The sequence below is a fragment of the Paracoccus seriniphilus genome (assembly GCF_028553745.1).
GTDB lineage: Bacteria > Pseudomonadota > Alphaproteobacteria > Rhodobacterales > Rhodobacteraceae > Paracoccus > Paracoccus seriniphilus.
This window is the reverse complement of sequence record NZ_CP067131.1, coordinates 216,767-241,744: the sequence shown is the minus strand read 5'-3', so window position 1 is coordinate 241,744 and position 24,978 is coordinate 216,767. Positions and strand designations below refer to the sequence as shown.

The 24,978-nt window shown below is 61.7% G+C and carries 19 protein-coding genes and 2 pseudogenes; 7 read left to right on the top strand and 14 right to left on the bottom strand.

What is annotated here, in order from left to right:
• Nucleotide 1: 1 nt before the first annotated feature.
• The 8 genes from dhaL to JHW44_RS17485 all read right to left on the bottom strand — a co-directional run bounded on the left by dhaL (nt 2) and on the right by JHW44_RS17485 (nt 9,683).
• Entirely contained in the window at nt 2–1,765 is a 1,764-nt protein-coding gene (gene dhaL, locus JHW44_RS17520; protein WP_089345816.1) for a dihydroxyacetone kinase subunit DhaL, read from the bottom strand.
• A 22-nt stretch (nt 1,766–1,787) separates the two neighbouring features.
• Complete coding sequence (locus JHW44_RS17515) at nt 1,788–2,780, bottom strand: ABC transporter permease (protein WP_089345817.1); 993 nt, start codon at nt 2,778–2,780, stop codon at nt 1,788–1,790.
• On the bottom strand, nt 2,770–4,314 hold the full coding sequence (locus JHW44_RS17510) for a sugar ABC transporter ATP-binding protein (protein ID WP_089345818.1): 1,545 nt from the start codon (nt 4,312–4,314) through the stop codon (nt 2,770–2,772). The genes JHW44_RS17515 and JHW44_RS17510 overlap by 11 nt, the downstream gene beginning before the upstream one ends.
• Before the next feature lie 55 nt (nt 4,315–4,369).
• On the bottom strand, nt 4,370–5,314 hold the full coding sequence (locus JHW44_RS17505) for a substrate-binding domain-containing protein (protein WP_089345819.1): 945 nt from the start codon (nt 5,312–5,314) through the stop codon (nt 4,370–4,372).
• 212 nt (nt 5,315–5,526) lie between these two features.
• The gene (locus tag JHW44_RS17500; RefSeq protein ID WP_089345820.1) at nt 5,527–6,081 is read right to left on the bottom strand and encodes a nucleotidyltransferase family protein; all 555 of its coding nucleotides are present in this window, start codon (nt 6,079–6,081) and stop codon (nt 5,527–5,529) included.
• A complete protein-coding gene (locus JHW44_RS17495; protein ID WP_272850340.1) occupies nt 6,078–6,911 on the bottom strand; it encodes an XdhC family protein in 834 nt (277 codons plus the stop codon). Before JHW44_RS17495 ends, JHW44_RS17500 begins: the two co-directional genes overlap by 4 nt.
• A gap of 129 nt (nt 6,912–7,040) precedes the next feature.
• Entirely contained in the window at nt 7,041–9,215 is a 2,175-nt protein-coding gene (locus tag JHW44_RS17490; protein ID WP_089345822.1) for a xanthine dehydrogenase family protein molybdopterin-binding subunit, read from the bottom strand.
• Between the two features lie 3 nt (nt 9,216–9,218).
• A complete protein-coding gene (locus tag JHW44_RS17485; protein ID WP_089345823.1) occupies nt 9,219–9,683 on the bottom strand; it encodes a (2Fe-2S)-binding protein in 465 nt (154 codons plus the stop codon).
• Between the two features lie 232 nt (nt 9,684–9,915).
• On the opposite strand from JHW44_RS17485, the gene JHW44_RS17480 reads away from it, so the two are divergent.
• Complete coding sequence (locus JHW44_RS17480) at nt 9,916–10,938, top strand: helix-turn-helix domain-containing protein (RefSeq protein WP_089345824.1); 1,023 nt, start codon at nt 9,916–9,918, stop codon at nt 10,936–10,938.
• 55 nt (nt 10,939–10,993) lie between these two features.
• On the opposite strand, the gene JHW44_RS17475 is transcribed toward JHW44_RS17480, so the two are convergent.
• The 6 genes from JHW44_RS17475 to JHW44_RS17450 all read right to left on the bottom strand — a co-directional run bounded on the left by JHW44_RS17475 (nt 10,994) and on the right by JHW44_RS17450 (nt 18,639).
• On the bottom strand, nt 10,994–12,652 hold the full coding sequence (locus JHW44_RS17475) for a glycerol-3-phosphate dehydrogenase/oxidase (RefSeq protein WP_089345825.1): 1,659 nt from the start codon (nt 12,650–12,652) through the stop codon (nt 10,994–10,996).
• Nucleotides 12,649–14,172, bottom strand: coding sequence for an FGGY-family carbohydrate kinase (locus JHW44_RS17470; RefSeq protein ID WP_089345826.1), 1,524 nt, complete (start codon nt 14,170–14,172; stop codon nt 12,649–12,651). Before JHW44_RS17470 ends, JHW44_RS17475 begins: the two co-directional genes overlap by 4 nt.
• Nucleotides 14,173–14,335: 163 nt before the next feature.
• Nucleotides 14,336–15,283 carry a D-ribose ABC transporter substrate-binding protein gene (locus JHW44_RS17465; protein ID WP_089345827.1) on the bottom strand — a complete coding sequence of 316 codons (948 nt, stop codon included), beginning with the start codon at nt 15,281–15,283 and terminating at the stop codon, nt 14,336–14,338.
• Between the two features lie 100 nt (nt 15,284–15,383).
• Nucleotides 15,384–16,421, bottom strand: a complete 1,038-nt coding sequence (locus tag JHW44_RS17460) for an ABC transporter permease (protein WP_089345828.1) — start codon at nt 16,419–16,421, stop codon at nt 15,384–15,386.
• Nucleotides 16,422–16,447: 26 nt separating this feature from the next.
• Nucleotides 16,448–17,980 carry a sugar ABC transporter ATP-binding protein gene (locus JHW44_RS17455; protein WP_089345829.1) on the bottom strand — a complete coding sequence of 511 codons (1,533 nt, stop codon included), beginning with the start codon at nt 17,978–17,980 and terminating at the stop codon, nt 16,448–16,450.
• A 2-nt stretch (nt 17,981–17,982) separates the two neighbouring features.
• On the bottom strand, nt 17,983–18,639 hold the full coding sequence (locus JHW44_RS17450) for a DUF2291 family protein (RefSeq protein ID WP_089345830.1): 657 nt from the start codon (nt 18,637–18,639) through the stop codon (nt 17,983–17,985).
• 310 nt (nt 18,640–18,949) lie between these two features.
• Here JHW44_RS17450 and JHW44_RS17445 point away from each other — a divergent pair, with 310 nt between their 5' ends.
• The 6 genes and pseudogenes from JHW44_RS17445 to JHW44_RS17420 form a co-directional block, all read left to right on the top strand.
• Complete coding sequence (locus JHW44_RS17445; RefSeq protein ID WP_089345831.1) at nt 18,950–20,515, top strand: FGGY-family carbohydrate kinase; 1,566 nt, start codon at nt 18,950–18,952, stop codon at nt 20,513–20,515.
• A 1-nt stretch (nt 20,516) separates the two neighbouring features.
• Nucleotides 20,517–22,049, top strand: coding sequence for a glycerol-3-phosphate dehydrogenase (locus JHW44_RS17440; protein WP_089345832.1), 1,533 nt, complete (start codon nt 20,517–20,519; stop codon nt 22,047–22,049).
• A 9-nt stretch (nt 22,050–22,058) separates the two neighbouring features.
• Nucleotides 22,059–22,991: a sugar phosphate isomerase/epimerase family protein gene (locus tag JHW44_RS17435; protein WP_089345833.1), complete on the top strand. Its 933-nt coding sequence runs from the start codon at nt 22,059–22,061 to the stop codon at nt 22,989–22,991.
• 49 nt (nt 22,992–23,040) lie between these two features.
• Complete coding sequence (locus JHW44_RS17430) at nt 23,041–24,000, top strand: sugar-binding transcriptional regulator (protein WP_089345834.1); 960 nt, start codon at nt 23,041–23,043, stop codon at nt 23,998–24,000.
• 147 nt (nt 24,001–24,147) lie between these two features.
• Nucleotides 24,148–24,756: pseudogene (locus JHW44_RS17425) on the top strand (ISNCY family transposase); the annotation flags it as partial.
• Nucleotides 24,735–24,929, top strand: a pseudogene (locus tag JHW44_RS17420) (ISKra4 family transposase); the annotation flags it as partial. The pseudogenes JHW44_RS17425 and JHW44_RS17420, both read left to right, overlap by 22 nt.
• Nucleotides 24,930–24,978: the final 49 nt, after the last annotated feature.

Sequence of the window (24,978 nt, the reverse complement as noted above, 5' to 3'; positions counted from 1 at the left end):
TCTATTGCGCGGCAGCCTCTTGTTCCATCGCTGCCGCCATGGCGCGCAGGATGACATAGGTCGAAGCCGCGCCCGGATCGATATGCCCGCGTGAGCGCGCGCCCAGCTTGGCCGAACGTCCGCGCCGCGATTCCAGGTCTGCCGTGGCTTTCATGCCGGCTTCGGCCCCGTCGCGCGCGGCCTGAAGGACCGCCAGTTCCGACCCCGAAGCTGCAGCCTTTTGCGCCGCCTCGACCGCAGGCACCCAGGCGTCGATCATGGTCTTGTCCCCGGCCTCGGCACGTCCGCGATCACGGATGCCCTGCAGGGCAGCCGCCAGCCAGAGCGCCAGGGCATTCGGGCCCAGATTTCGCCGGTCGCTGACAGCAGCGCCGGCCCGCAGGAAGGCTGTCGCATAAAGCGGCCCCGAGGATGCCCCGACCGCGTCCAGGAATGCCTTGGCCATGCGCTTGCAGCTGCCTTCGATGGTTTCCTCGGCAGGGGCATTGTTCAGCGCAGCCTGCACGGCCTTCCAGCCGATCTCCATGGTGACGCCATGATCGCCGTCGCCGATCACGCCATCCAGTTCCGACAGCCAGTCCCGCTCGGTGATGATCTGATCCCCGGCATGCTGCATCATCCGGCGAAAGATCGTCGGTGTGATCAAGCCGCTCTCGTTCAGGGCAACCGGTGCCGAAGGGCTGGCCTGCGGGGCATTGGTGCTGGCCGCAGTCTTGCGCGAGGACCGCACATCCGCCGTGGAACCCGACTCGACCGCCCCGACCGTCAGCGCGACCGAGCGGCAGGGGTGATCCAGCAGTGTGGTCAGCTCATCATCAAGCCGGATCAGCGTGATCGAGGCGCCGGCCATCTCCAGCGATGTGGCATATTCCCCGACCCAAGCGCGATGGATGGTGATCTCCCGCGCATCAAGGATCTGCTTCAAGCGGTTGAAGATGATGTAAAGTTCAACCTGAGAGGTCGAACCCAGGCCATTGACCAGAACCGCGACGCGATCACCGGGCTTTGGGGCCATTTCACCAAGGATCGTGTCCATCAACTCGTCGGTGACGGAATCGGCACTGGCCAGTTTTTCACGACGAATGCCGGGTTCGCCATGCAGACCCATGCCGATTTCCATCTCGTCATCGCCGATTTCGAAGTTGGGCTTGCCCGTCTGCGGCAGTGAACAGGCCCCCAGTGCCACGCCCATCGAAAAGGTCGCGAGATTGGCCTTTTGGGCCAGAGCGGCCACCCGGCTGAGCGGCTCTCCCAGATCGGCAGCGGCGCCAGCAATCTTGAAGACGAAGAAATCACCGGCAATGCCGCGACGTTCATCGCGCCGCTCGACCGGGGCCGAGGCAATGTCATCGGCCACCTGAACCTGCTGAACGGCTGTGCCCGCAGCCTCCAGCTCTTCGGCGGCCATGGTGAAATTCATCACGTCACCGGTGTAGTTTCCATAGAGGAACAGGATCCCCGCGCCACAATCCACCGCGCGGGCGGCATCGAGGATTTGCTCGGGCGAGGGCGAGGCAAAGATGTTTCCCACCGCCGCCGCATCCGCAAGTCCGCGTCCGACATAACCTGCAAAGGCAGGTTCATGGCCCGACCCGCCGCCGACGACGACGCCCACCTTGCCGTCGCGCGGTCCGTCCACGGCGACAATGGCGCGACCGCTGTCGCCTTCGACGCTCAGCAGGTCGGGGTGGGCGGCCACCATGCCGGACACCAGTTGGGGAATGATGTCTTCAGGCGCATTGATCAGTTTTTTCGTTTTCGTCATGGACTCGATCCCTCAAGATGGTTCAGGCGCCTTCACGGCGAAGATAGCGACGGGACAGGGCGTCAAAGGAGATGGCCAGCACGACGATGGCCCCCGAGACAACGCCCTGCCAATAAGGGGAGACCCCGAACAGCACGATGATGTTTTCGATGATGGCAATGATGCCGGCGCCGAATATTGCGCCCAGGGGCGATCCGACGCCGCCCGTCGTGGCGACTCCGCCGATCACCGAGGCGGCGATCGGTGCCAGAACCCATGCCTGTCCGATCGAAGGCTGCGCGGTGCCCAGCCGGGCCACCATCAGCAGGCCCGCCAGCGCCGAAAGCATTCCGGCAAAGCTGAAGACCAGCAGTCGGATCCTGTCGACCCGGATGCCCAGCATCCGCGCGGCGGCGGCATTGTTGCCAATGGCATACATATAGCGCCCCATCGGCGTTTTCAGGGTCAGGAACAGGGCAATGGCCAGCACGGCGATCATGATCATGAAAGGCACCGGAACCCCCAGCACATCCCCGCGCCCCAGGAACTGGATGCTTTCGGGAATGCCGGTGATTGCAACCCCCTTGGTCAGCACCAGAATCGCGCCACCATAGATTCCGGCGGTGCCGATGGTCAGCACCAGCGAATGCAGTCCAAGCCGCGTGACCAGAAAGCCGTTCACGAAACCAAGCGCGGTGCCCATCAGCAGCGCAAGGATCAGCGCAACACCGGCGGGAAGCCCGGCCTGCACCATCAGCATGCCGCAGATGACTCCGCACAGCCCGCCAATCGTGCCCAGTGACAGATCCAGTTCGCCAAGGATCATCAGCGAGGACTGCGCAATCGTCACCAGCCCCACAAAGGCCAGCCCGCGTGCGATCACCGACATGTTGTAGCCGGTCAGGAAATAGGGGGAGATCAGCGCCGAAATCGCAAAGATCGCTACCAGCGCGACAAAGACGCCGGCCAGCGGATTGCGGATCAGGATCGTCAGCGCCGAGGGGCGAGGCTGCGCCGTCTGGGTGTCAGATGTCATGTCGGGTCTCCGCGTCATTCATGCCTCCGGCTTCGGAGGTGGTGCCGGTGGCAAAAATCGCCCCGACCAGCGTTTCTGTGTCAGTGGTCGCCGCGTCGAAATCGCCGGTCAGCCGACCGCCATGCATGGTCAGGATTCGGCTGGCGCAGCGTCGCAGCTCGGTCATTTCGGAAGAGATCAGGATGATGCCGACGCCTTCTTCGGCAAGCGACTTCATGATCCGATAGATCTCGGCCTTTGTGCGGATGTCGATGCCCTTGGTGGGCTCGTCAAAGATCAGGATGCGCGGCGTGGTGGCCATGGCGCGGCCAATGATGGCCTTTTGCTGATTGCCGCCCGAGAGATGCGACATCCGCTGACCCGGCCCCGAGGCACGAATGCCATAGTCGCCCATCACCCGCGAAACGATGTCGCGTTCCTTGCCGAAATCGATCCCCGCGCGCCCCGAGGTCAGTGACAGGACCGAGATGCCGATATTGTCACGCAGCGACAGCAGCGGGAAGATCCCGTGCTGCTTGCGCTCTTCGGACAGATACAGCATCCCGCCCGCGACCGAGGCCGAGGTGTCATTCAGTTTCCAGTCCCGGCCCTCGACACGGACCCGACCGGCGCTGGCCTTGCGAAATCCGAAGATGGTCTGCATCAGTTCGGAGCGTCCCGCGCCAACCAGTCCCGCGAAGCCAAGAATCTCGCCGCGTTTGAGCGTGAAGCTGATATCGTCGAACATATGGCCCGACAGATGATCGACCTCCATGATGGTTTCGTCCGGTCTTGCGTCATCGCGCAGGACAGCGGGGCGGAAATGTTCGTCGATGGCGACCTCGCGCCCTGACATGGCGCGGATCAGACCGGCCTCGTCGATTGCGCCGACCTGTCCGGCGTCGACCTTTTCGCCATTGCGCAGAACGGTATAGTCGTCGCCGATCTCGAAGACCTCTTCCATCTTGTGAGAGATGAAGACGATCGCATGATCGCGATCAAGAAAGCCACGGATCACTTCGAAGACCCGCGCGACTTCACGCGCGGTCAGCGCCGAGGTCGGCTCGTCCAGAATCAGAACCTTCATGTCGCGATTTGTGGATGCCCGCGCGATCTGCAGCAACTGCTGATCAGGGACCGAGATGTGACGCACCAGGTCCGAGGGGCGTGCCTCGATTCCGAAGCGGTCCAGATAGGTCTGGGCCTCGGCCTCCATCAGGCGGCGTTTGACCAGTCCGCCATGGCCGGTGCGGTCAAAGGGCATGAACAGGTTTTCGGCCACGCTGACATCGGGGAACAGTGACAGTTCCTGCGGCACATAGGCGATCTTGCGATACAGTTCGGGGTTTTCGGTCGGATCCTGCCCGTCAATCGTGATCGAACCGCGGCTGGCGTTGTCCGTGCCGGTCAGTATCTTGACCAGCGTCGATTTGCCCGCGCCGTTTTCCCCGGCAAGAATATGAGTGCGGCCCAGTTCGATGGACAGATCGACATTGTTCAATGCGGTCACACCGGGGAAGTCGCGCCCCAATCCGCGCGTTTCAAGATAAGCCATGATTCCTCCGGCAGGGTTGGCCTGCGGATGCGTCGGGCATCCGCAGGCACATGGGTCAGCCGTCGACGTTTTCCGCAGTCAGGAAAGCGTTTCCGGTGTCCAGATAGCCCGGCACGGGTGCGCCGGTGGCCTGAGCCCAAAGCAGCATGACTGACCAATAGCCCTGCAGTTCCGGCTGCGAGGCCGAAGAGCTGTCGGCAACGCCCGAACGGATCATGTCCAGCATCTCGGGCAGGTTATCCAGCCCGACCAGCGTCACCTGGTCTTCCTTGCCAGCCTCGATGATGGCCTGACCGATGCCGATCGGGCCTGCCGCATCCGAGGCCACCCAGCCCTTCAGCTCGGGGTTGGCCTGCATGATCGCCGCAGCCTGCTGCTGGGCAATCTCGATGCTGTCATTGTCGATGCCTTCGGCAACGACCTCGATGCCGGGATATTCGGCAAAGACTTCGCGGTGGCATTCTGCGCGGATTGCATGGTTCGGCGCGGTGGGAACCCCCATCATGATCGCGACCTGACCTTCACCGCCCAGAACCTCGACCAACCGGCGCGAGGCGATCTTGGCCTGCTCGCAGAAATCCGAGCCGATATAGGGGATCGACATGCCCTCTGGCGGAACCGAGTCAAAGATCACCAACGGGATGTCCTGCTGTTGCGCAGTTTCCAGCGAGGCGCGGTTGCCCGAAGGGTCCAGCAGGTCGATGGCAATGCCGTCGGGGCGGGTCGAGATGGCGCTTTCGACGATTTGCACCTGCTGCACCACATCGGCCGTTTGGGGGGCGGAGTAGATGATTTCCACATCGGCCCCGGTCTGTGCTTCCAATGCCGCCGCTGCCATCTGTGCGCCTTCATTCACCTTGTCGAACCAGGGGTGAACGACTTTCGGCACGATCAGAAAGCGATAGCTGTCCTGTTTCTCGGTGCCCGCAGCATCCTGCGCGGCGACAGCCAGGGGCATGGCCATAGCCACCCCGGCGAGAGTCATGGCCAGTTTGTTCATTCGTTGTCCTCCCAGACATGGCGCGTCGCATTTGGCGACGCCGGAACATGTAGCGCGATGGGTTCCAGAGATTCCCTATAGCGCCAATACGGATGTAAACTGAAAATTACATGTGTATCAAGCCAATTCTGCGTGTTGGCCGAAATAGCCAATCGCACATGAATAAACCCCCGCCAGTAGCGGGGGTGTCGAGGGCGTTCAGAGGCAGGTCGTCAGCGACAGGCGCGCAGGTCGGCCACCGTGTCGATGTCGCGCAGCATTGCCGGCGGGGCCGGAACAAGGTGGCATCGGGGTGTCGAGATCAGCAGCTGGCGTGCCCCGCGATCCCCTTGTATCGCATCCAGCCGGTCGAAATAGGCGGCGGGAAAACAGGCCGGGGGCATCGCACCGGCGCCGCCAGATGTCGCGCTTGGCGTGGTGGAATCCGCCGCGTCAAGAATCTGGCGGAAGAAAGTCCCGGTCACGAATGGCATATCGCCCAGGGCGATCAGGCAGCCGCTTGCGCCGATGGCCCGTGCCGCCGCCAGCCCGGCGCGCAGGCTGTCGGACTGTTGACCCGAACAGGTCACGACCTGGTAACCTTCGGGCAAGAGATCGGCCAAGGCCGGATCGCCCAGAACCGCGATCAAGACATCTGCGCCGGATGCCGCCAGATTGCTTGCGCTGTGTGACAGGATCGGCGTGCCGTTGATCAGGGCGCAGAGTTTGTTGGCCGCCCCGAAACGGCGCGAATGCCCCGCTGCCAGCAGAATGGCCGCTTGCGTCATGGCCGCGCGGCAGCGATTTCGGCCAGCACCGAGATGGCCAGGGTGCGGGCATCTCGGGCTTGCGGGATCAGCCCGATGGGGCCGCGTATGCGCGACAGTTGAGATTCCGCGATTCCTCGGTCGCGCAGAGTATCCAGACGGCGCTGTTGTGACAATCGGCTGCCCTGAGCGCCTATCCAGAATGCCGGGGATTTCAGCGCCGTTTCAAGGATTGCAGTTTCGCGTTGATGATCGTGGAAAAACAGTACGATAGAGGTAAATTCATCGACTGTTTCGAGCTCGGGTATCGCGGCGTGAAACACGTCATACCCTGCCGCATGGGCAAGGGTTGCAAAGGCCGCGGCTTCGTTGCCTTCGCCAGTGACGACAATCCGGGTTTCGGGTTGAACTTGCACCCGCGGCAGGGAACCAAGCTCCAGCGTTGCGATGCGGCGTTGCGCCAGATCCTGCAAGGCCGGGAGGATCTGATCGCCCGACACACGCAGCAGCGTGACCTCGATCCCCGAGCCACAGGGCAGCCGAATGTCGAAGAATGGCGAGCCCGCGCCATAGCGCAGGGTGGTTTCTTCACCGACTGCCGCGAGCTGTGTGGCATGCAGGCCGATGTCACCTTCGACGCAGCCGCCGGACAATTGGCCGACCTGATTGCCGTCGGGCAGCACGGCCATCATCGCGCCAATCGGCCGATAGAACCGGCCTTCAATTCCGGTCAGCATGGCCAGAACCCCTCCACCTTCCGCCAGCGCAGCCAAAACGGATTGCGCGTCACTGGCCGGCAATTGGGGCAGCTTGGGTGCCGTGGCAGAGACGATGCGATCGGGCAGGGACATGGCTTGATACCGTTCATTCATGGGCCGGAGCCGGTCCAGATGGGCCGACCTGTCTTCAGAAAACCTCCGCGCGGCGGCAGCATAGGCTGCAAGGGCGCGAAGGTCGAGCTTATGATGGATTCTACCGTGTCAGCTATAGAAATCCGTGGTGGCGCTCATCGGCAGTTGGGTGATCCGCTGGCCGGTCGCCCTGGCAATGGCATTTGCCAAGGCGGGCGCGGCGGGCGGAGTTCCCGGCTCGCCAATGCCCGTGGGCGGCAGGTCAGAGGGCACGATATGCACCTCGATGGCGCCGATATCCGCAATTCGCAACGGCTCGTAATCTGGAAAGTTCGACTGGACAACCGCACCTTCTTCCAATGTGATCTCGTCACGCATCGCGTGGCCGATGCCCCAGCCGATGGCCCCTTCGACCTGCGCCTTGATGACATCGGGATTGACGGCAATACCGCAATCGACAGCGGCGGTGACCTTTTCGATCTTCACCATGTCATCCGGTGTCGAAATCTCGCAGACCTCGGCAATATAGGTGTTGAAGGATTTGTGCACCGCGACACCCAGCGCGCGCCCCTCGGCGACCTGTCCCCAACCGGCCTTTTCGGCTGCCAGACGCAGAACCTGTGCAGCGCGGCGACCGTCCTCGGTCTCCTCGTCCAGATAGGCCAGACGGAATTCAACAGGGTCGATGCCGCTCGCTTCGGCAGCCAGATCCATCATCACTTCCATCACATAGGCGGTATGACTGTGACCGACCGAACGCCACCAGTTGACCGTGGTGGCCTTTTTTGCGTCGGTCAGCCCGACCGCCATCCCCGGAATGGAATAGGCGCCGTCGTGAATGCCTTCGATACTGGCCGCGTCGATACCGTCATGGACGACAGCGGCTTCAAAGGGTGAACCCTTGAAGATGGAGGGTGTGGCGACGCGATGCTCCCAGCCCAGGATCTTGCCGGCCTCATCCAGTCCGACACGCACCCGGTGCAGGGCCTGCGGGCGATACCAGCCGCCGGTGACATCATCCTCGCGCGACCAGACCAGCTTGACGGGCCGGCTCTGATCGGTCAGCGCATAGGCCATGGTCAGTTCGACAAGATAGTCCGCGCCTGCATTCAGCCTGCGGCCGAAAAAGCCGCCCGCGTAAAGCGATTTGACCTCGACCTGATCGGGGGTCAATCCAAGGATCTCTCCGGCCACCATCTGGTTGACGGTCGGCCCCTGCGCACCGTCATGATACCGTATGCCGCCGTTGGGCAGAGGCTCGATCGTGGCATTGATCGGCTCCATGGGCGAATGGGACAGCAGAGGGAAATAGAACTCCCTCGAAATGGTTTGCGCGGCACCTTCAATGGCGGCTTCGACCGCCGCCCTGTCGGCCTTGTTGCCGTTATACTGGGGTTCAGCGTCCAGCATGGCGGCCAGATCAGCCCTGATCTCTTCCGAACTGCGCCCCTCGGCCTTGCTGAAATCCCATTCCACCGTCAAGGCATCGCGGGCCTGAAAGGCCGCCCAGGTGTTCTTTGCATAGACCGCAACGCCTGCGCCATTGGGCAGGACGGCCGCGTGGTCGAACCCTTTGACGGCCTTGGCCTCGCTGTCGTCGAACGAAGCCACGATGCCACCCATGCGGGGCGTGCGCCGGATGGCAACGACCAGCATGTCGTCCAGATGCACATCCATGCCGAAGCGGGCCTTGCCATTGATCTTGTCATGGCTGTCGCGGCGCGCGCGCTGGGGGTTGCCGATCTGGGTCCATTCCGACGGATCCTTCAGCCTCGGTTCGGCGGGGACCTCCATCCTGGCTGCGTCACCTACCAGTTCACCGATCCGGGCGAAGTTTTCGCCATCAGAGACGACACCGTCCTTCAGGCTCAGGCTTTCGGGAGCGACAGACCATTTTTGCGCGGCAGCCGCGATCAGCATCTGACGCGCGGCGGCGCCTGCGGTACGATATTGCAGAAAGGAATTGGCCATGGCGCTTGATCCGCCCGTGGCCTGCACCGGACCAAACAGCAGGTTGTTGTACAGCGCGGCATTGGCGGGGGCCATTTCAAAGCGGATGTCGGTCAGCTTCATGTTCAGCTCTTCGGCGATCAGCGTGCTGAGGCCGGTTGCCGGACCCTGACCGCCTTCCAGATGCTTGACGATGGCCGTTACGTTCCCGTCGCTGTCAATTGACAGGAAGGGGGTCAATTGCCGGCTTTGCGCGGCCTGTGCCAAGGCGCCTTTCGGCGTGAAACCAAGGGTCAGCGCGGCGCCCGAAGCAGCGGCGGTCTGCAGAAAGCTGCGGCGTGTCAAACCTGTCATGGTTCAGGCCTCCAGAATTTCGGAAGCGCGCTGTACGGCGGCGCGAATACGTTGATAGGTGGCGCAACGGCAGACATTGCCCGACATGTAGTCGTTGATCTCTGAAACATCGGGTTTCGGGGTTTCGCGCAGCAGGCCGATGGCGGACATGATCTGCCCCGATTGGCAATAGCCGCATTGCACCACGTCCAGTTCGGCCCAGGCCTGCTGGACCGCTGCACCGACCGGATCGGCAGAGACGGCTTCGATGGTGGTGATCTCGGAACCCTCGATATCCTCGATGTAGGTTTGGCAAGAGCGGACCGGCTCACCATCCAGATGGACGGTGCAGGCACCGCAGGATGCCACGCCGCATCCGAATTTCGTGCCGGTCAGCCGCAATTCATCGCGAATGACCCAAAGAAGCGGCGTGCCCGGCTCGGCCTCGACCTGCCGTGTCTCGCCATTGATCTTGACTGAGTAGTCCATTGGACCTCCTGAGGCTGGCTGAAGAGATTGCACGCATCGAGCATGGCCGGTCTGTACACGCGGCGCGACCGCACCGGCGACATTCCGTCCATTTCCCACGCAGCAACTCTGTTTTGCTGACTGGAATTCACTGTAGCGCAAACCTATGTCGTGCAGAACTTGCAGAACGCGCCAAAGCTCTAACCATTGATGACATCTGTCATCGGGCCGTGGCTGGAATGAAGGATGACCCATGGCCGGAACCGAACGATACAAGATCGCGACCCATGTCAGATTGTGCTGCAATCTGCTTGGTCTGGCACCGGAACAGGTGCTGGCGCGCTGCGGGCTGGACCCGGATTACCTGCAGACCGAGGGCAGGGGCGTGGATGGCGAGACCTATTTCGCCATATGGCAGGCGATTGCCTGCGAAAGCAATGCCACCGATCTGGCCCTGACATTGGGACAGGGGGCTTCCAGAGGTCCGTTTCAACCGGCCTTGATGGCTTTCTCGGCCAGCCCGGACATCTATACCGGGCTGCACCGGCTGAAGGTGTTCAAGTCACTGATCGCGCCGATCCGGCTGCATCTTTCAGAAAGTCCGACCAGCTTTGTCGTGCGCTTCGAGTCGGCGGGCGGGATTGCCGTGCCCGACGTCATGTGCGCCACCGAGATCATCTTCTTTCTGGAACTGGCCCGGACCTTCACCGCCCATCACGTGCTGCCCCAGGAGGTGACACTGCCCGGCATGGACTTCGTGACGCCTGCCTATCAGGAGTACATCGGTGCCCCGATCCGTCCGGGTCGGCATACGGTCCTGACCTTTTCCATGCAGGATGCACGCCGTTCGTTGATATCAGCCGACACCGACATCTATCGCCTGATTGCCGCCGAACTGAATGCACGCCTGCGCAATGGTGATCACGCATCGGCTTTTACCGATCAAGTGCGCGAGGCGCTGACCGATCTGTTGCCGACAGGGCATGTCTCGGCCGAGCAGGTCGCCCTGCGGCTGGGAACCAGCAAGCGCAGCCTGCAACGCAAGCTGAAGGAGGAGGGTTCCAGTTTTCGCGCCGTGCTGGATCAGACGCGCGCCGCATTGGCCATGACCTATCTGCGCGACCGAAAATTGAGCACCGAGGAAACCAGTTTCCTGCTGGCCTATCAGGATCCGAATTCCTTCTATCGCGCATTCCATGACTGGACGGGCATGACACCGGCACAAGCACGCGGAGCCATGCCCTTGAAGGTGCACCATGTCATCGAAAGAGCATGAGATTTAGCTCATATTCTATTGCAATATATAGATATTTCAATTATCTACACTCGGATTACGCCGCGCGCAGCTTGATCCTGTGCCGGGTTTCCAGGAATTCGGAAGTGCGGCTCAGCTGGGATTCGCGCTCGACATCATTCCATCCGAGAATGTCACCACAAAGCACTGATATAGTGGCAAGATCGCGTGAGGTCAGGCGACCACTGACCGCCAGTGGCGTGCGGCGCATGACAAGGTCGCGCAGATCCCGGACCCGCTCATGTTTGACGATCCATGCCAGTTCGCCGAGGCTGTAATCTCTGGCGTCCTCCAGCATTTCTGGTGCCGCGCCCTCAGCGGAAAGCATCATCATCGCGGTGCTGCCATAGCGCGACAGCAGGCACTCGGCCCGTGCCGGAGCTGCCCCCGTGGCCGCCGCGGCCTTGCGAATCCAATCGGCACGGTGAACCGGGGCAGGCATGTCGCGCCCGCCGCCGATGGCCAGCTGCTGCGTGCTGGTTTGCCGTTTTATCCCAATGCGCTGCAAGATCATATCCGCAACTTCTTCTGAAAATCCGCGAAAGGTGGTCCATTTGCCGCCGACCAACGAAATGACAGGCCATTGGCGTTGATCCTCTGGCTCGGCCACCGGGGCCGAGTGGTCGCGGCTGATCAACCCGGGGTCGGTTCCGTCGCTGGCAGGAAGGGGGCGGATGCCGGAATAGGCGTAGACGATCTGGTCCTCGCTGAAGTCCAGGCCGGGCAAAAGGCTGCGCAGTGCCGACATGAAATAGGCGACCTCGCTGTCCTCGCAGATGACATTGTCCGGATCATCGGCGCGAATGTCCGTTGAGCCGACCAATGCGCGGCCAAGGTAGTCAAAGACGAGGCAAATTCGCCCGTCATCGGCCTCGAAATAGATCATCCGGCCCTTGAGCGCCGCTATCAGTTCGGGGTGGTCCAGCAGGATATGCGAACCCTTGGTGCCGCCGATCAGATGCGACGGCGCGCCAAGCTGTTCGTTCACGCGATCGATCCATGGCCCGGCCGCATTGACAACGACCCGGGGACGCAGGGCGATCTGGCCATCCGGAGATCGCAGGTGAACATCCGTGCCGTCGGTTTGCGTGATATCCGTATAGTTCAGGGCCGCGGCCTTGGGTGAGGCGCGCAGCCCGTCGGAGATCAACTCCCAGACGAGCCGCTCGGGCTGGGTGACAGTGGCATCGTAATATTGTCCCGCCGCGACGATGCGCGGTGTCAGGGGGGGGATTTCCTTCAGCGCACGGCCCTTGGACCAAAGTTCGTGGCGAGGCATCACCCGATGGCGGCGACCATAGAAATCATACATCGACAGGCCGATCTTCATCAGCACGGCCCCGCGGCTGCGCGGTGCGGTTGTAGAACCGAACAGCGTGCGCAGCGCGGCGGGAATGCCCTTGAACCATGAGAAGATTGGAATGACGGTCGGAAGTGGTCGCACCAGATGCGGGGCGTTCTTCAGCAACAGATTGCGCTCAAGCGTGGATTGGGCAACCAGCCCCAGCTCGGCGGTCTCGAGGTATTTGATGCCGCCATGGATCAGGCGCGAAGGCGCCGAGGATGTGCCGCCGCCGAAATCGCCCTTGTCGGTAATGACGCAATTCAGCCCCTGTTCGCAGAGATCGCGAAACAGTCCTGCACCGTTGATGCCAGCTCCAAGGATCAGCACGTCAACATCGCGAATTTCGGTCATTGCTTCTCTCCGCCCAGTGCCTCGATACGAGGCCAGATGGGCTCTAATACCTTTGCCAGATCCAGAAAGATCTCATAGCGCCGGTCAAGCCGGGCGCTGCGGGTGGGGTCAGGGATATAGGTCTTGGTCAGTTGTTTCAGATCGCGCGGCTCATCAGCGCAATCCGTGAAAATCCCGGCCGCCACGCCGGCGCAAAGGGCGGCACCCCAGGCCGCAGCCTCATCGGTGTCAGTGACCTCAACGGGAATCTGAAGAACATCTGCAAAAATTTGTGAAAACAATGGGCTGCGAGATATTCCTCCGGTCAGAACAGCAGAATCCGGAGCAAAGCCCTCACGCAGTGCATCGACATGGATGCGATGGTTGAAGGCGATGCCCTCGATCACCGCGCGCAGGGCCTGACCGCGATCCTGCCAACCACGCAGCCCGAAGAACGCCGCGCTGGCATCGGCCCCCATGGGAGAACCGAAGAGGAAGGGATGAAAGATCGCTGTCGAGGGTTGGGCCATCGCCTGCTGGATCTCGGGGATGATGTCGACATGCAGTGACCGGCCGGCGGCCTCGGCGGCGTGCTTGTCGGTCTGGCAGAACGTATCCAGGAACCAGTCGTAATTCGCAGCCGAGGCCGGTGAGATGGACATATTGTTCCATTCGCCCCTGCTCAGCCCGTTGCGGCAGAACCAGCGTTTGTCAGTATGGGGCGCTGCCGAGACGGTTTCATTGATCGAATAGGTTCCCGCTACGATCGCAATGCGCCCGTGGCCATAGCCGCCCGCGCCAAGAGATGATGCTGTCACATCATGCAGCCCTGCAGCGACGGGGGTGCCGGCGACCAGTCCGGTGGCCTGCGCGGCATGTGGCGTCACATATCCTGCGATGTCGGAAGGATTCAGTATGGGCGGCAGGGCACCCTCCAGTTGCGCCAGGCCGAAAATCGGCAGGATGTCCTTGGCAAAGACCTGAGTCTCTACATCCGTGAAGGATGTGCTGGCCTCGGTCAGATCGGTGGCGATCTCTCCGGTCAGGCAGAACCGCAGCCAGTCCTTGCAGGCCAGGACATGGGCGATCCGGCTGAATCGCTGCGGATCGTGATCGCGGATCCATGCCAGCAAGGCCGAGGGAGCCGAGGCATGCGGGGTTTGACCCGTGCGCTGCAAGGCGGTGTCGGCGGTGCCGTCAGTGTCCCAGTGGGCCGCGATCTCGGCGGCGCGACTGTCCAGCGACAGGATGCCGGGGCCTAGCGGGCGGCGCCGTTCATCCAGAAGATACACCCCGTCGCCATGGGCGGTGGCGGCAACGGCAAGTATCTCGCTGGCCGGACGGGGGCAGTTGGCAATGGCCTCGGCAATGGCGGCAGCGGTTTGCGTCCACAGGTCGTCCATGTCGCGCTCGACATGTCGTGGCCGAGGCATGGATTGCGCAACGCGGCGGCGCGCGATGGAAATCGGCTGGCCGGTTTCGTCAAAGATCACCGCCTTGGTGACGGTCAATCCATTGTCGATGCCTAACAGCAGGGGCATGGGACTGGTCCTTGCATGCGGGTGTCACAGGGGTAGTGCGGGCACATCAATCCTTATCCCGCTGGCATTGTGCCGGCAGGCTGAGGTCCGTGTAAACTGCGATGGTGGTCGGTTCGTCGCGGGGCAGGAACGCGGCGCCGGGCCGCGTTCCGCCAAGATGGTCTTACTGGTCCAGAACGAAAGCCGCGCTGTACTGATCGACATTGTCCTTGGTGATCAGCAGGCAATCGAACAGTTGCTTTTCACTCTCGACGCCGGTTTCACCGGTCTTGATGAAGTTGTCGGCCTGACGGACGGCGGCTTCCGAGAACACCGCGACGGGTTGCAGTACGGTATATTGCATCTCGCCGGCCTTCACCGCCTCGACCGCATCGGGAGAGCCGTCAAAGCCGCCGACCTTGACCTGTTCCAGCTTGCCGGCCTCTTTCAGCGCCGCGATCGCACCCAGTGCCATTTCGTCATTGCCCGATATCACGCCGGTGATGTCGGGGTTGGCCTGCAGCAGAGACTGCATTTTCTGATAGCCCTGCGTGCGATCCCAGTTCGCGACTTCCTGGCCGACCTTGTTGAGATCGGGATATTGCGTCAGCACGGTTTCATAGCCGTTCGATCGTGTCGCGGCATTGTTGTCCGAAGGGTTGCCGAACAGTTCGACATAGTCGCCGCTGTCGCCCACGGATTCGACCCATTGCTGTGCGCCCATGGCCGCACCCTGTGCGTTGTTCGAGACCAGCTGCGATTTTGCCAGACCTTCCTGGTTGATTTCCGCATTCACAAGGAACACGGGAATGCCTGCGTCGACGGCCTTCTTGACGGCGCCGACCGAACCGTCAGCATTGGCCGGATCCAGAATGATCGCCACCGATTTATTGGTGATGGCGGTATCGACCAGCGTGCTTTCGGCATTGGTGTCGCCTTTATGGGCGGCAACATTGGCAGAGTAACCCAGTTCTTCGGCGGTTTTCTTCGCGATCTCGCCCTCGGTGAACCAATAGGGGTTTGCCGGATCATTCACGATGATCGAAATCAGGCCATCGGCCCATGCGGAACCGGCCATCAGCGGGATGGTTGCAGCGGCAGCCAGCAATGTGCGGCGCGTCAGTTTGAACATTTGGTTTCTCTCCCTTGGGTTGGTGGAACTGCCATGGATCTGGCAGGCTTTCCGCCCGACGGTCTTGTAAGGCGCCGCCGGGCGGGAATGGGGTGACGGGTCAGGATTTGCGGGACCCGCCATATTGAAGCGAATTCATCAGGACGGCCAGAACGATGACCGCGCCGGTAAAGACGGTTTGCCAGTAGGAGGACACTCCGATGATCACCAGACCGTCCGACAGAAAGCCGATCACGAAAGCGCCCAGCATGGTGCCGCGCATGGTGCCGCGACCGCCGGTCAGTGCCGCGCCGCCAATGACGACGGCAGCGATTGCGGTCAACTCATAGGTGACACCGGCGGTTGGTCCGGCAGAGGTCAGCTGCGAGGCCAGGACCAGACCCGCGATGGCAGACAACATGCCTGACAACGTATAGACAGTGATCTTGACCCGCCGCGTCGGAACGCCTGACAGTTCGGCGGCACGCTCGTTGCCGCCCGAGGCATAGAGCCAGCGCCCGAACGAGGAACGAGACAGCATCAGCCCGCCCAGAACCGCCAGCAGGGCCAATACGATGACCGAGATCGGCACCCCCGCAATCCGGTTGAAGCCCAGCCAGTCAAAGCCGGTATTTCCCAACTCGGGGCGGCCAGACAGATTGTTGTAGGTCAGCCCGTTCGTCATCAGCAGGGCAATGCCCCGCGCAACATACATCACGCCAAGGGTTGCCACGAAGGCCGGAACCTTGAAGATCGCGATCAGCACGCCGTTGACGGCCCCGACCAATGCGCCCAGCAGGCAGGTCAGCACGACCACAGCCCAGACTGGCGGATAGAGGATCACGCCCATGGCCTGAATCTCGATACCCTGCATCATGGCCCCGGCTGCGACCCCTGCAAAGGCAAGAATGGATCCCACCGACAGGTCGATGCCGCCATTCAGGATCACCAGCAGCATGCCGATGGCCAGAATGCCATAGATCGCCACATGGCTGGCCATGATCAGAAAGTTTCCGACCGTGAAATAGTTGGGTGACAGGATTGAAAAGACGACAATGATTGCGATCAATGCAAAGAATGCCCGGCCTTCCAGCAACAGCCGCGCGATATTGAAATCGCGCTTCTTGTCGGTGGGGCGTGCGGCGGTGGTGTCCGACATGATGTTTACTCTCTGGCTCTCGTCCATCAGGCGGCCACGGACTCGCCCGAGGCGGCCATGATCTTTTCCTTGGAGACGGTGGAATCGAATTCGGCCGAAATGCGGCCCTTGTGCATGACGATGATCCGATGCGCGATGGACAGGCATTCGCTGACTTCGGAGGTCGAATAGATGACGGCCAGACCGTTTTTCGCGCCCTCGGCCAGCAGCCGGAACACCTCGGCCTTGGCGCCGATGTCGATCCCGCGTGACGGTTCGTCCAACATGATCACGCGTGGCCGGGTGGCCAGCATCTTGCCGATGACGACCTTTTGCTGGTTGCCGCCAGAAAGCGATCCGATGGCCGCCTGTCCGCCCGCGGTCTTGACGGTGACTTCGCGAATGCTGTCCTCGATCAGCTTGCGCTCAAGCCGCTTCTGCGTGAACAGACCCTTGGTGAAGCGCGAGATCGAGGCCAGTGACAGGTTTTCACCCACCGACATGGTCTGCACCAGACCGTCGCGTTGGCGATCCTCGGGCACCAATGCAAGCCCGCGCGCAATGCGTTCGGCAATCGACAGATGAGAGATTTCCCGGCCTTCCAGAACGATCTGCCCGCTGCTGGCGCGCAGGCGACCGGCACAGGTTTCCAGAAGCTCGGTTCTGCCCGCGCCCATCAGGCCGTAGATACAGACGATTTCGCCCGCCCGGACATCCAGCGACAGGCCATCGACCAGATTGAAGCCGCCGGCGGGATCGGACAGGGTCAGGTCGCGGATCGACAGGGCGACCTCACCCCGGTCGCTGTCAGGAGGGCTGCCCAGGTCATAGTTCTCGCCCACCATGTTGCGCACGATCCATTCCAGATCGATTTCGGCGCGCGGCGCATAGGCGGTCATCGCGCCATCGCGCAGGACGACCGCATGATCGGTGATCGTCAACGCCTCTTCCAGGTGGTGCGAGATATAGACGATGCTGACACCACGGGCCTTGAGGTCGCGGATCACCTTGAACAGCACCTCGACCTCGCTGGCCGAAAGGGCGCTGGTCGGCTCGTCCATGATCAGGATGCGACTGTCCACCGAAAGCGCGCGGGCAATTTCAACGATCTGCTGCTGGCCAAGGCGCAACTCCTCGACCGGGGTCAGCGGGTCGATCTCTTCTTCCAGTTCGGCCATCAGGGCGCGGGTCTGCCGCTCTTCCTCGGCAAAATCGACGCCGGTGGCCCCCATGATCTCGCGGCCCATGAAGATATTGTCGCGTACCGACATGTTCGGAGCCAGAGACAACTCCTGATGGATGATCGAGATGCCCAGATCGCGCGCTTCTGTCGAGTTGTTGAATGCAACCGGTTGACCATCAAGGATGATTTCGCCCGTCGTCGGCTGGATCACCCCTGACAGGATCTTCATCAGTGTCGATTTTCCGGCACCATTCTCTCCGAACAGCGTGGTGACCTGTCCACGATGGATGTCGAAGTTCACGCCTTTCAGGGCTTGGACGTTGCCATAGATCTTGGCGACATTGCGGGCCGCCAGAACGACCTCGCCGCGGTGGGACGTAGCGCTGGTTTGGGACATGCTCATTCGACCTTCAGCTCGACGGGCGTGATCATCCAGTTCTTCGGGTTGATCAGCCGGAAGGTGCCCGTCACCTCGATTGTCTTGCCGGTCAGGTCGGACAGGTCCAGACCATCCAGCACAGCCGCCTTCATGGCGCGGTTGATGCCCGAACCGGCGTCCTGATACTCGATCTGGTTCTTGAACTGTCCAAAGGCGATATCGCCGGGCGCGTCGCGCAGATCGGTGCCGTTGATCGCCGGGCCGGTCTGGACGCGCAGGGTGATTTCCTCGGGCACGCCTTCGACTAGCAGCTTGTAGACACCGGATTTGCCATCCAGAACCTTGCCGCGCGCGGTGACGAACATGATCGCGCCGGTCGAGGCGGGCGTGCCATAGGTCTCGGCGGCGGCCTTCTTGTCGGCCAGCACGGCGGGGGCCAGGGTTGCGGCATCGACCGCCTTGTCCTTCACGATGGACTGGATGCGGGGAAATTCGGATTCGCCGTAGCTGTCAGGGGAAAATGCCTGGGCGCGCACGTCCTGATCAGAGCCGATATGGACCACGGTCGTGTCCACAGCGATTCCGGCCAACACCAGAACAGCCAGAGCCACGCTGATATACAACCCGCGCCGCGGGGATGCCGGCGCTTTCGGGGCGGGGGCAGTGCTTGATGTCATGAGACGGCCTCGGATGTCTTGATAGGAAAGAATCAGGCGCGGGGCGCCGTCGAGAATGTGAAGGCGCAATAACGCATGCAGGCCGTTTGAATGCTATCGCAAATGACGCTTGGGCCAAATCCAGGCATGGGTGCTCCTCCTCTGTTAACTCAACTTAACTGAAAAAAATTACCGTGTCCGTAAAAAAATACGTTCCATGCGGAATTTTCATGTTATAGGATCCCCATGCCAGAGGAGCCGCCGCGAGGCGGAGCAAAAACGGCCCCAGATCAAGAGAATAGTGATCGGGTCACGCAACGCCGGGGTGGGTATGGTCGCAGATATCGTGATAGGCATTGATGCGGGAACATCCGTCATCAAGGCAGTTGCCTTCGATCTGGCAGGCAAGCAGTTGGCGGCTTCTGCAGTGCGCAATCGATATGATACCACGATTGACGGATCGGCGACGCAATCGCTGGCGCAGACCTGGTCGGATTGCGCCGAGGCGCTGCGCGGGCTGGGCGACAAGATGGACAATCTGGCAGGGCGCACGGCAGCGGTTTCCGTGACGGCGCAGGGCGATGGCACATGGCTGGTCGGGCGCGACGGTCCTGTGGGTGATGCCTGGCTGTGGCTGGACGCGCGCGCTGCGCCGACGGTATCAAGGCTGGTGGCCAGCAACAAGGAACGCGCACGTTTCGAGGCGACGGGCACCGGGTTGAACACCTGTCAGCAGGGCAGCCAGATGGCGCATATGGACCGATACATGCCTGAGCTTCTGGATCAGGCCGAGGTCGCGCTGCATTGCAAGGACTGGCTGTATCTCAATCTGACCGGCATTCGTGCCACCGATCCCTCCGAGGCCAGCTTTACCTTCGGAAATTTCCGGAACCGCAGCTATGATGAAACGGTCATTGACGCGCTGGGGCTGACCCATCGCCACGATCTGCTGCCCACGATCATTGACGGCACGCAAGAAACCCATCCGCTGTCGGAAAGCGCAGCGGCACAGACCGGGCTGCTGGCAGGCACGCCGGTCAGCCTTGGTTATGTGGATATGGTCATGACGGCCCTGGGTGCCGGGGTCTATGGCGGGGCAGGTGATATCGCCTGCTCGACGGTCGGATCGACCGGGGTGCACCTGCGCGCCATGCCTTCTGAGCAAGTGCATCTGAACAAGGAGGGCACGGGCTATGTGATCTGTCTGCCCGTTCCCGATATCGTCACGCAGGTGCAGACCAACATGGCTGCGACGCTGAATCTGGACTGGGTCCTGGGAATGGCTGCGGATATCCTGTCCGAGATGGGGCATCAGACAGATCCGCGTGATCTGGTCAGCCGGATCGAAACCTGGCTGGCGCAATCTCGCCCCGGTCAGATCGTCTATCATCCCTATATCTCCGAGGCAGGCGAGCGTGGTCCCTTTGTGAATGCTGACGCGCGGGCAGGCTTTGTCGGACTGTCATCCAACCATCGCTTCCCCGATCTGGTCCGGGCCGTGGCCGAAGGGCTGGGGATGGCCATGCGCGATTGCTATGGCGCCATGGGGCCGTTGCCTTCCGAACTGCGCCTGACCGGTGGCGCGGCCCGTTCCAAGGGGCTGCGCGCGATCCTGTCGGCCTCGCTGAATGCGCCGGTGCGGGTTTCCACCCGTGACGAGGCCGGCGCCGCCGGAGCCGCGATGATGGCTGCCGTGGCCATTGGCGCCTATTCCGACATGGATGCCTGTGTGGCCCGATGGGTCACGCCGCTGCTGGGGCAGGCCGAAGCCCCCGATCCCGAACTGGTGGCGGCATATGACCTGCTGTTCCCCGCATTTTCCGCATCGCGTCAGGGGCTTGCCCCCGGCTGGCAGGCCCTGAGTGCCGCCCGCGCTGCTTTCTCGAAAGGACATTGACATGACGCCCGAACAACAGACCCCTGACAGCGACATGATCGACCTGTTCGTGATCGGAGGCGGGATCAATGGCGCAGGCATCGCGCGTGACGCGGCAGGGCGGGGGCTGAAGGTCGTCCTGTGTGAAAAGGATGATCTTGCCGAGGGCACGTCATCACGGTCAGGCAAGCTGGTTCACGGCGGGTTGCGCTATCTGGAGTATTACGAATTCCGCCTTGTGCGTGAGGCCCTGATCGAACGCGAGGTGCTGCTGAAATCCGCGCCCCATATCATCTGGCCGATGCGCTTCGTCCTGCCACACAGTCCGCAGGACCGTCCGGCCTGGCTGGTCCGTCTGGGCCTGTTCCTCTACGACAACCTGGGGGGGCGCAAGAAGCTGCCGGGGACACGCACGCTGGACCTGCGCCGCGATCCCGAAGGCGCGCCGCTGCTGGATCAATATGTCAAAGGCTTTGAATATTCCGATTGCTGGGTCGATGACGCCCGCCTTGTGGTTCTGAACGCGCTGGATGCCGCCGAAAAGGGGGCCGAGGTGCTGACCCGCACTCCCTGTATCGCGGCGCGCCGCGAAAACGGAATCTGGCGTGTCGAAACCCGCGACGAGGAAAGCGGGGAAATCCGTGTCTTCTGGGCTCGTTGCATCGCCAATTGCGCGGGGCCATGGGTGAAGGATGTCATCGGGCGTGTGGCGGGGGCGCAATCCTCGCGCAATGTGCGCCTGGTCAAGGGCAGCCATATCATCGTTCCGAAATGGTGGTCGGGCAGCAACGCCTATCTGGTTCAGAACCACGACAAGCGGGTCATCTTCATCAACCCCTATGAGGGCGACAAGGCGCTGATCGGCACCACCGATATTGCCTATGAGGGTCGCGCCGAGGATGTCACGGCCGATGAGGGGGAAATCGACTATCTGCTGAATGCCGTGAACCGCTATTTCAAGGAAAAGCTGCGCCGCGAAGATGTCGAACACAGTTTTTCCGGCGTCAGGCCGTTGTTCGATGACGGGCAGGGCAACCCTTCGGCGGTGACGCGTGACTATGTGTTCGATCTGGAAGACCGCGAGGGCGCGCCCTTGCTGAACGTCTTTGGGGGCAAGATCACCACCTTCCGGGAACTGGCCGAACGCGGCATGCACAAGCTGGCCGGGATCTTTCCGCAGATGGGGCCGGACTGGACCGAAGAGGCGACACTGCCGGGGGGTGAAATCGCCAATGCCGATTACGAAAGCTATGCCAATCTGCTGCGCGAGCTGAACCCCTGGATGCCACGTGCATTGGTGCAGCATTATGGCCGTCTCTATGGTGCACGCACCAGGGACATTGTGAAGGGCGCCACGTCACTGCAGGATCTGGGTCGCCATTTCGGAGGGCAGATGTATGAGGCCGAAATCCGCTATCTGGTGGCGCGGGAATGGGCGCGCCATCCGGATGACATCCTCTATCGGCGCACCAAGCATTATCTGCATCTGACCGCGGATCAGCGTCAGGCGTTCGCGGATTGGTTTCATCAATCCGATCTGCTCTCTTCGGTCTAAGGAAAAACAATGCCCCTGACGCTGTCCCTGAACACCAATCCTCTGGTCAACCGCTTTGCCGATCCCGACGATCTGATTGATATGGTCGCGCGCGATCTGAAGATCCGCGACCTGCAACTGACACATGAGTTCATCAACCCGTCATGGCCTGCCCCGGTGGTCCGTCGTCTGACGCGCCAGATGGGCGCGGCATTGCGGCGCAGCGGTGTGCGGGTCACAAGCGGCATGACCGGCCCCTATGGGCGGCTCAATCACTTCGGTCATCCCGACCGCGACGTGCGGCGCTATTATGTCGATTGGTTCAAGACCTTTGCTGACATCATCGCCGATCTGGGCGGTACATCGGTCGGCACCCAGTTCGCGATCTTTACCTATCGCGATTTTGACGATCCGGTGCGGCGCGAGAATCTGACCCGTATTGCCATCGATTGCTGGGCCGAGGTTGCCGAACACGCCAAATCCGCCGGGCTGGATTATGTGTTCTGGGAACCGATGAGCATTGGCCGGGAATTCGGGGAAACCATTGCCGGCTGTCTGGCGCTGCAGGATCGCCTGACGGCTGCAGACATGGCAGTGCCGATGTGGATGATGGCCGATATCGATCATGGCGATGTCACCTCCGACAATCCCGATGATTTCGATCCCTATGCCTGGGCGCGGGCGGTGCCCCCGGTCAGTCCGATCATCCACATCAAGCAATCGCTGATGGACAAGGGCGGACATCGCCCCTTTACAGCCAAATTCAACGCCCATGGCCGGATCCAGCCGCAACCACTGCTGCAGGCCTTGGAGCAGGGCGGGGCGGTCGACAACGAGATCTGTCTGGAACTCAGTTTCAAGGAGCGTGAGCCCGATGACCGGCAGGTGATTTCGCAAATCGCCGAGAGCGTGGCGTTCTGGGCACCTCATATCGACAGCGGGTGCGACAAGCTGCGGTTGTGACGCTATAGCAGGGCAACCGATCACAAGCAGAAGGCATGAGGCAAGCGAAATGGCACGGCGAGGCACATCCGATCCCGAGAAAGACCTGTCTATCCGGGCGGCATGGCTGCACTATGCCGGAGGATTGACACAAGCAGCAGTGGCCAAGCGTCTGGGCGTGCCCTCGGTCAAGGCCCACCGGTTGATTGCACGGGCGGTCGCGGATGGTGCGGTCAAGGTCAGCATCGACGGAGAGATCGTGGCCTGTGCCAAGCTCGAGGCCGAACTGTGCGACCGTTATGGGCTGGATTACTGCGAGGTCGCACCTGATCTGGGGGAAGAGGGCTTGCCGCTCAGGGCGCTGGGGCTGGCCGGAGCGGCCTTCCTGCGCCGTCAGATCGAACGAGGCGAACACAAGGTGATCGGCGTCGGACACGGGCGGACATTGGCGGCGGCGGTCCAGCAGATGCCGCGCCTTGACGCGCGCGGCATTCGCTTTGTGTCCTTGTTGGGCGGCTTTTCCCGCAATTACGCCGCGAACCCGCATGACGTGATGCATAGTCTGGCCGAAAAGACTGGTGCCGTGGCGCATGTCTTGCCGGTGCCTTTCTTCGCCAATTCCGAATCTGACCGCGCGATCTTGCTGGCCCAGCCTGGCGTGGGCGAGATCTTTGACCTGTCCAATGGCGCCACGCTGAAATTTGCCGGCATGGGGCCCGCGGATTCGACGGCGCAGCTGGTGGCTTCGGGGATGATCGAACCCGACGAGATTGCCGAGATCAATGCCGCTGGCGGTGTGGGCGAGATTCTGGGGAATTTCTTTGATGCCGAGGGCCGGGTGCTGGAAACCGGGCTGAGCAGTCGCACCCTCTCGGTGGATCTGGACGGTCCCGCTGCCAGTCGTATTATCGCCATTGCCGGGGGACGCGAAAAGATTGCGGCCATCCGCGCCGTCTTGCGCAGCGGGCGCTTGTCAGGCCTGATCACCGATGAGGCCTCGGCACGTGCGATTCTTGAAGTCGCGGCCTGACAGGGCTTCCTGAAGCTGTTTCAGCGTGAGGCGTTCCAGCAGGCTGGATGTCGGTGCGAAAATCGCGCCGGGGGTGCTTTGGTCACTCGGCCGGACAGGATGTTGCGCAAATCAGCGTTAGGGCTGAAGATGCCCGTTCCCGTGGCCATGCGTGAGTTCGTCGTGACGTTGGTCAGAGAGAAGTATAGCGATTCTGGGCCCACATTCGCTGCCAAGAAGTTAGCAGAAGACCACGATCTGAAGGTCTCGCGCGAGACGCAACGGAAGTGAATGCAAGATGCCGGAATTTGGTTGTCGCGCAAGCAGCGGCGCACGTTCCATCAGCCGCGGCTCCGCCGGGAATGTCTGGGCGAGTTGATCCGGATCGACGGCTCTGATCATCGCTGGTTCGAAGATCGTGGGCCCGCTTGCACTCTATTGGTGTTCATCGGTGACGCGACCAGCACATTGATGCTACTGCGGTTTGTGACCTCGGAAAACACATTCAGCTATTTCGAGGCATTGAATCTGCACCTGACGTCACATGGCAAACCGGTCGCATTCCATTCCGACAAGCACTCCCTGTTCCGTGTGGCACGGCAAGGCGCCAAAACAGGTCACGGGACGACCCAATTCAGTCGTGCCATGAACGAGTTAAACATCGAGATTCTGTGCGCCAACAGCTCTCAGGCCAGGGGGCGCGTCGAACGGGCCAATCGGACGTTGCAAGACCGGTTGGTCAAGGAGCTCCGGCTGGTCGACGATACCGTAACGGGCTGCCCATCTCGTCATCTCATGCCGAAGGGTCAGTCGATGACATCGCCAATGCCCGCATGGGAAGGTGCAGAAGGATGCGGTGGTCGCCCAAAGGAGCTCACCAAGTAGCCGTCACAAGGGCTGCAGTTTTAGATGGCCGGCTGACCGCCGCAAACGGAGAACGCGCCGCATAACCACCAAATTCTGTCCACTCCCCGCGCCGAGCGGATCACCTGAGCGATC

What these genes read in the sequence shown, in the direction of transcription:
- JHW44_RS17495 (WP_272850340.1), bottom strand. Translation starts at nt 6,911, where the DNA reads ATGTCCCTGCCCGATCGCATCGTCTCTGCCACGGCACCCAAGCTGCCC.
- JHW44_RS17460 (WP_089345828.1), bottom strand. Translation starts at nt 16,421, where the DNA reads ATGTCGGACACCACCGCCGCACGCCCCACCGACAAGAAGCGCGATTTC.
- JHW44_RS17440 (WP_089345832.1), top strand. Translation starts at nt 20,517, where the DNA reads ATGACGCCCGAACAACAGACCCCTGACAGCGACATGATCGACCTGTTC.
- JHW44_RS17450 (WP_089345830.1), bottom strand. Translation starts at nt 18,639, where the DNA reads ATGACATCAAGCACTGCCCCCGCCCCGAAAGCGCCGGCATCCCCGCGG.
- JHW44_RS17465 (WP_089345827.1), bottom strand. Translation starts at nt 15,283, where the DNA reads ATGTTCAAACTGACGCGCCGCACATTGCTGGCTGCCGCTGCAACCATC.
- JHW44_RS17430 (WP_089345834.1), top strand. Translation starts at nt 23,041, where the DNA reads ATGGCACGGCGAGGCACATCCGATCCCGAGAAAGACCTGTCTATCCGG.
- JHW44_RS17500 (WP_089345820.1), bottom strand. Translation starts at nt 6,081, where the DNA reads ATGACGCAAGCGGCCATTCTGCTGGCAGCGGGGCATTCGCGCCGTTTC.
- JHW44_RS17510 (WP_089345818.1), bottom strand. Translation starts at nt 4,314, where the DNA reads ATGGCTTATCTTGAAACGCGCGGATTGGGGCGCGACTTCCCCGGTGTG.
- JHW44_RS17455 (WP_089345829.1), bottom strand. Translation starts at nt 17,980, where the DNA reads ATGTCCCAAACCAGCGCTACGTCCCACCGCGGCGAGGTCGTTCTGGCG.
- dhaL (WP_089345816.1), bottom strand. Translation starts at nt 1,765, where the DNA reads ATGACGAAAACGAAAAAACTGATCAATGCGCCTGAAGACATCATTCCC.
- JHW44_RS17485 (WP_089345823.1), bottom strand. Translation starts at nt 9,683, where the DNA reads ATGGACTACTCAGTCAAGATCAATGGCGAGACACGGCAGGTCGAGGCC.
- JHW44_RS17505 (WP_089345819.1), bottom strand. Translation starts at nt 5,314, where the DNA reads ATGAACAAACTGGCCATGACTCTCGCCGGGGTGGCTATGGCCATGCCC.
- JHW44_RS17480 (WP_089345824.1), top strand. Translation starts at nt 9,916, where the DNA reads ATGGCCGGAACCGAACGATACAAGATCGCGACCCATGTCAGATTGTGC.
- JHW44_RS17515 (WP_089345817.1), bottom strand. Translation starts at nt 2,780, where the DNA reads ATGACATCTGACACCCAGACGGCGCAGCCTCGCCCCTCGGCGCTGACG.
- JHW44_RS17470 (WP_089345826.1), bottom strand. Translation starts at nt 14,172, where the DNA reads ATGCCCCTGCTGTTAGGCATCGACAATGGATTGACCGTCACCAAGGCG.
- JHW44_RS17435 (WP_089345833.1), top strand. Translation starts at nt 22,059, where the DNA reads ATGCCCCTGACGCTGTCCCTGAACACCAATCCTCTGGTCAACCGCTTT.
- JHW44_RS17475 (WP_089345825.1), bottom strand. Translation starts at nt 12,652, where the DNA reads ATGACCGAAATTCGCGATGTTGACGTGCTGATCCTTGGAGCTGGCATC.
- JHW44_RS17445 (WP_089345831.1), top strand. Translation starts at nt 18,950, where the DNA reads ATGGTCGCAGATATCGTGATAGGCATTGATGCGGGAACATCCGTCATC.
- JHW44_RS17490 (WP_089345822.1), bottom strand. Translation starts at nt 9,215, where the DNA reads ATGACAGGTTTGACACGCCGCAGCTTTCTGCAGACCGCCGCTGCTTCG.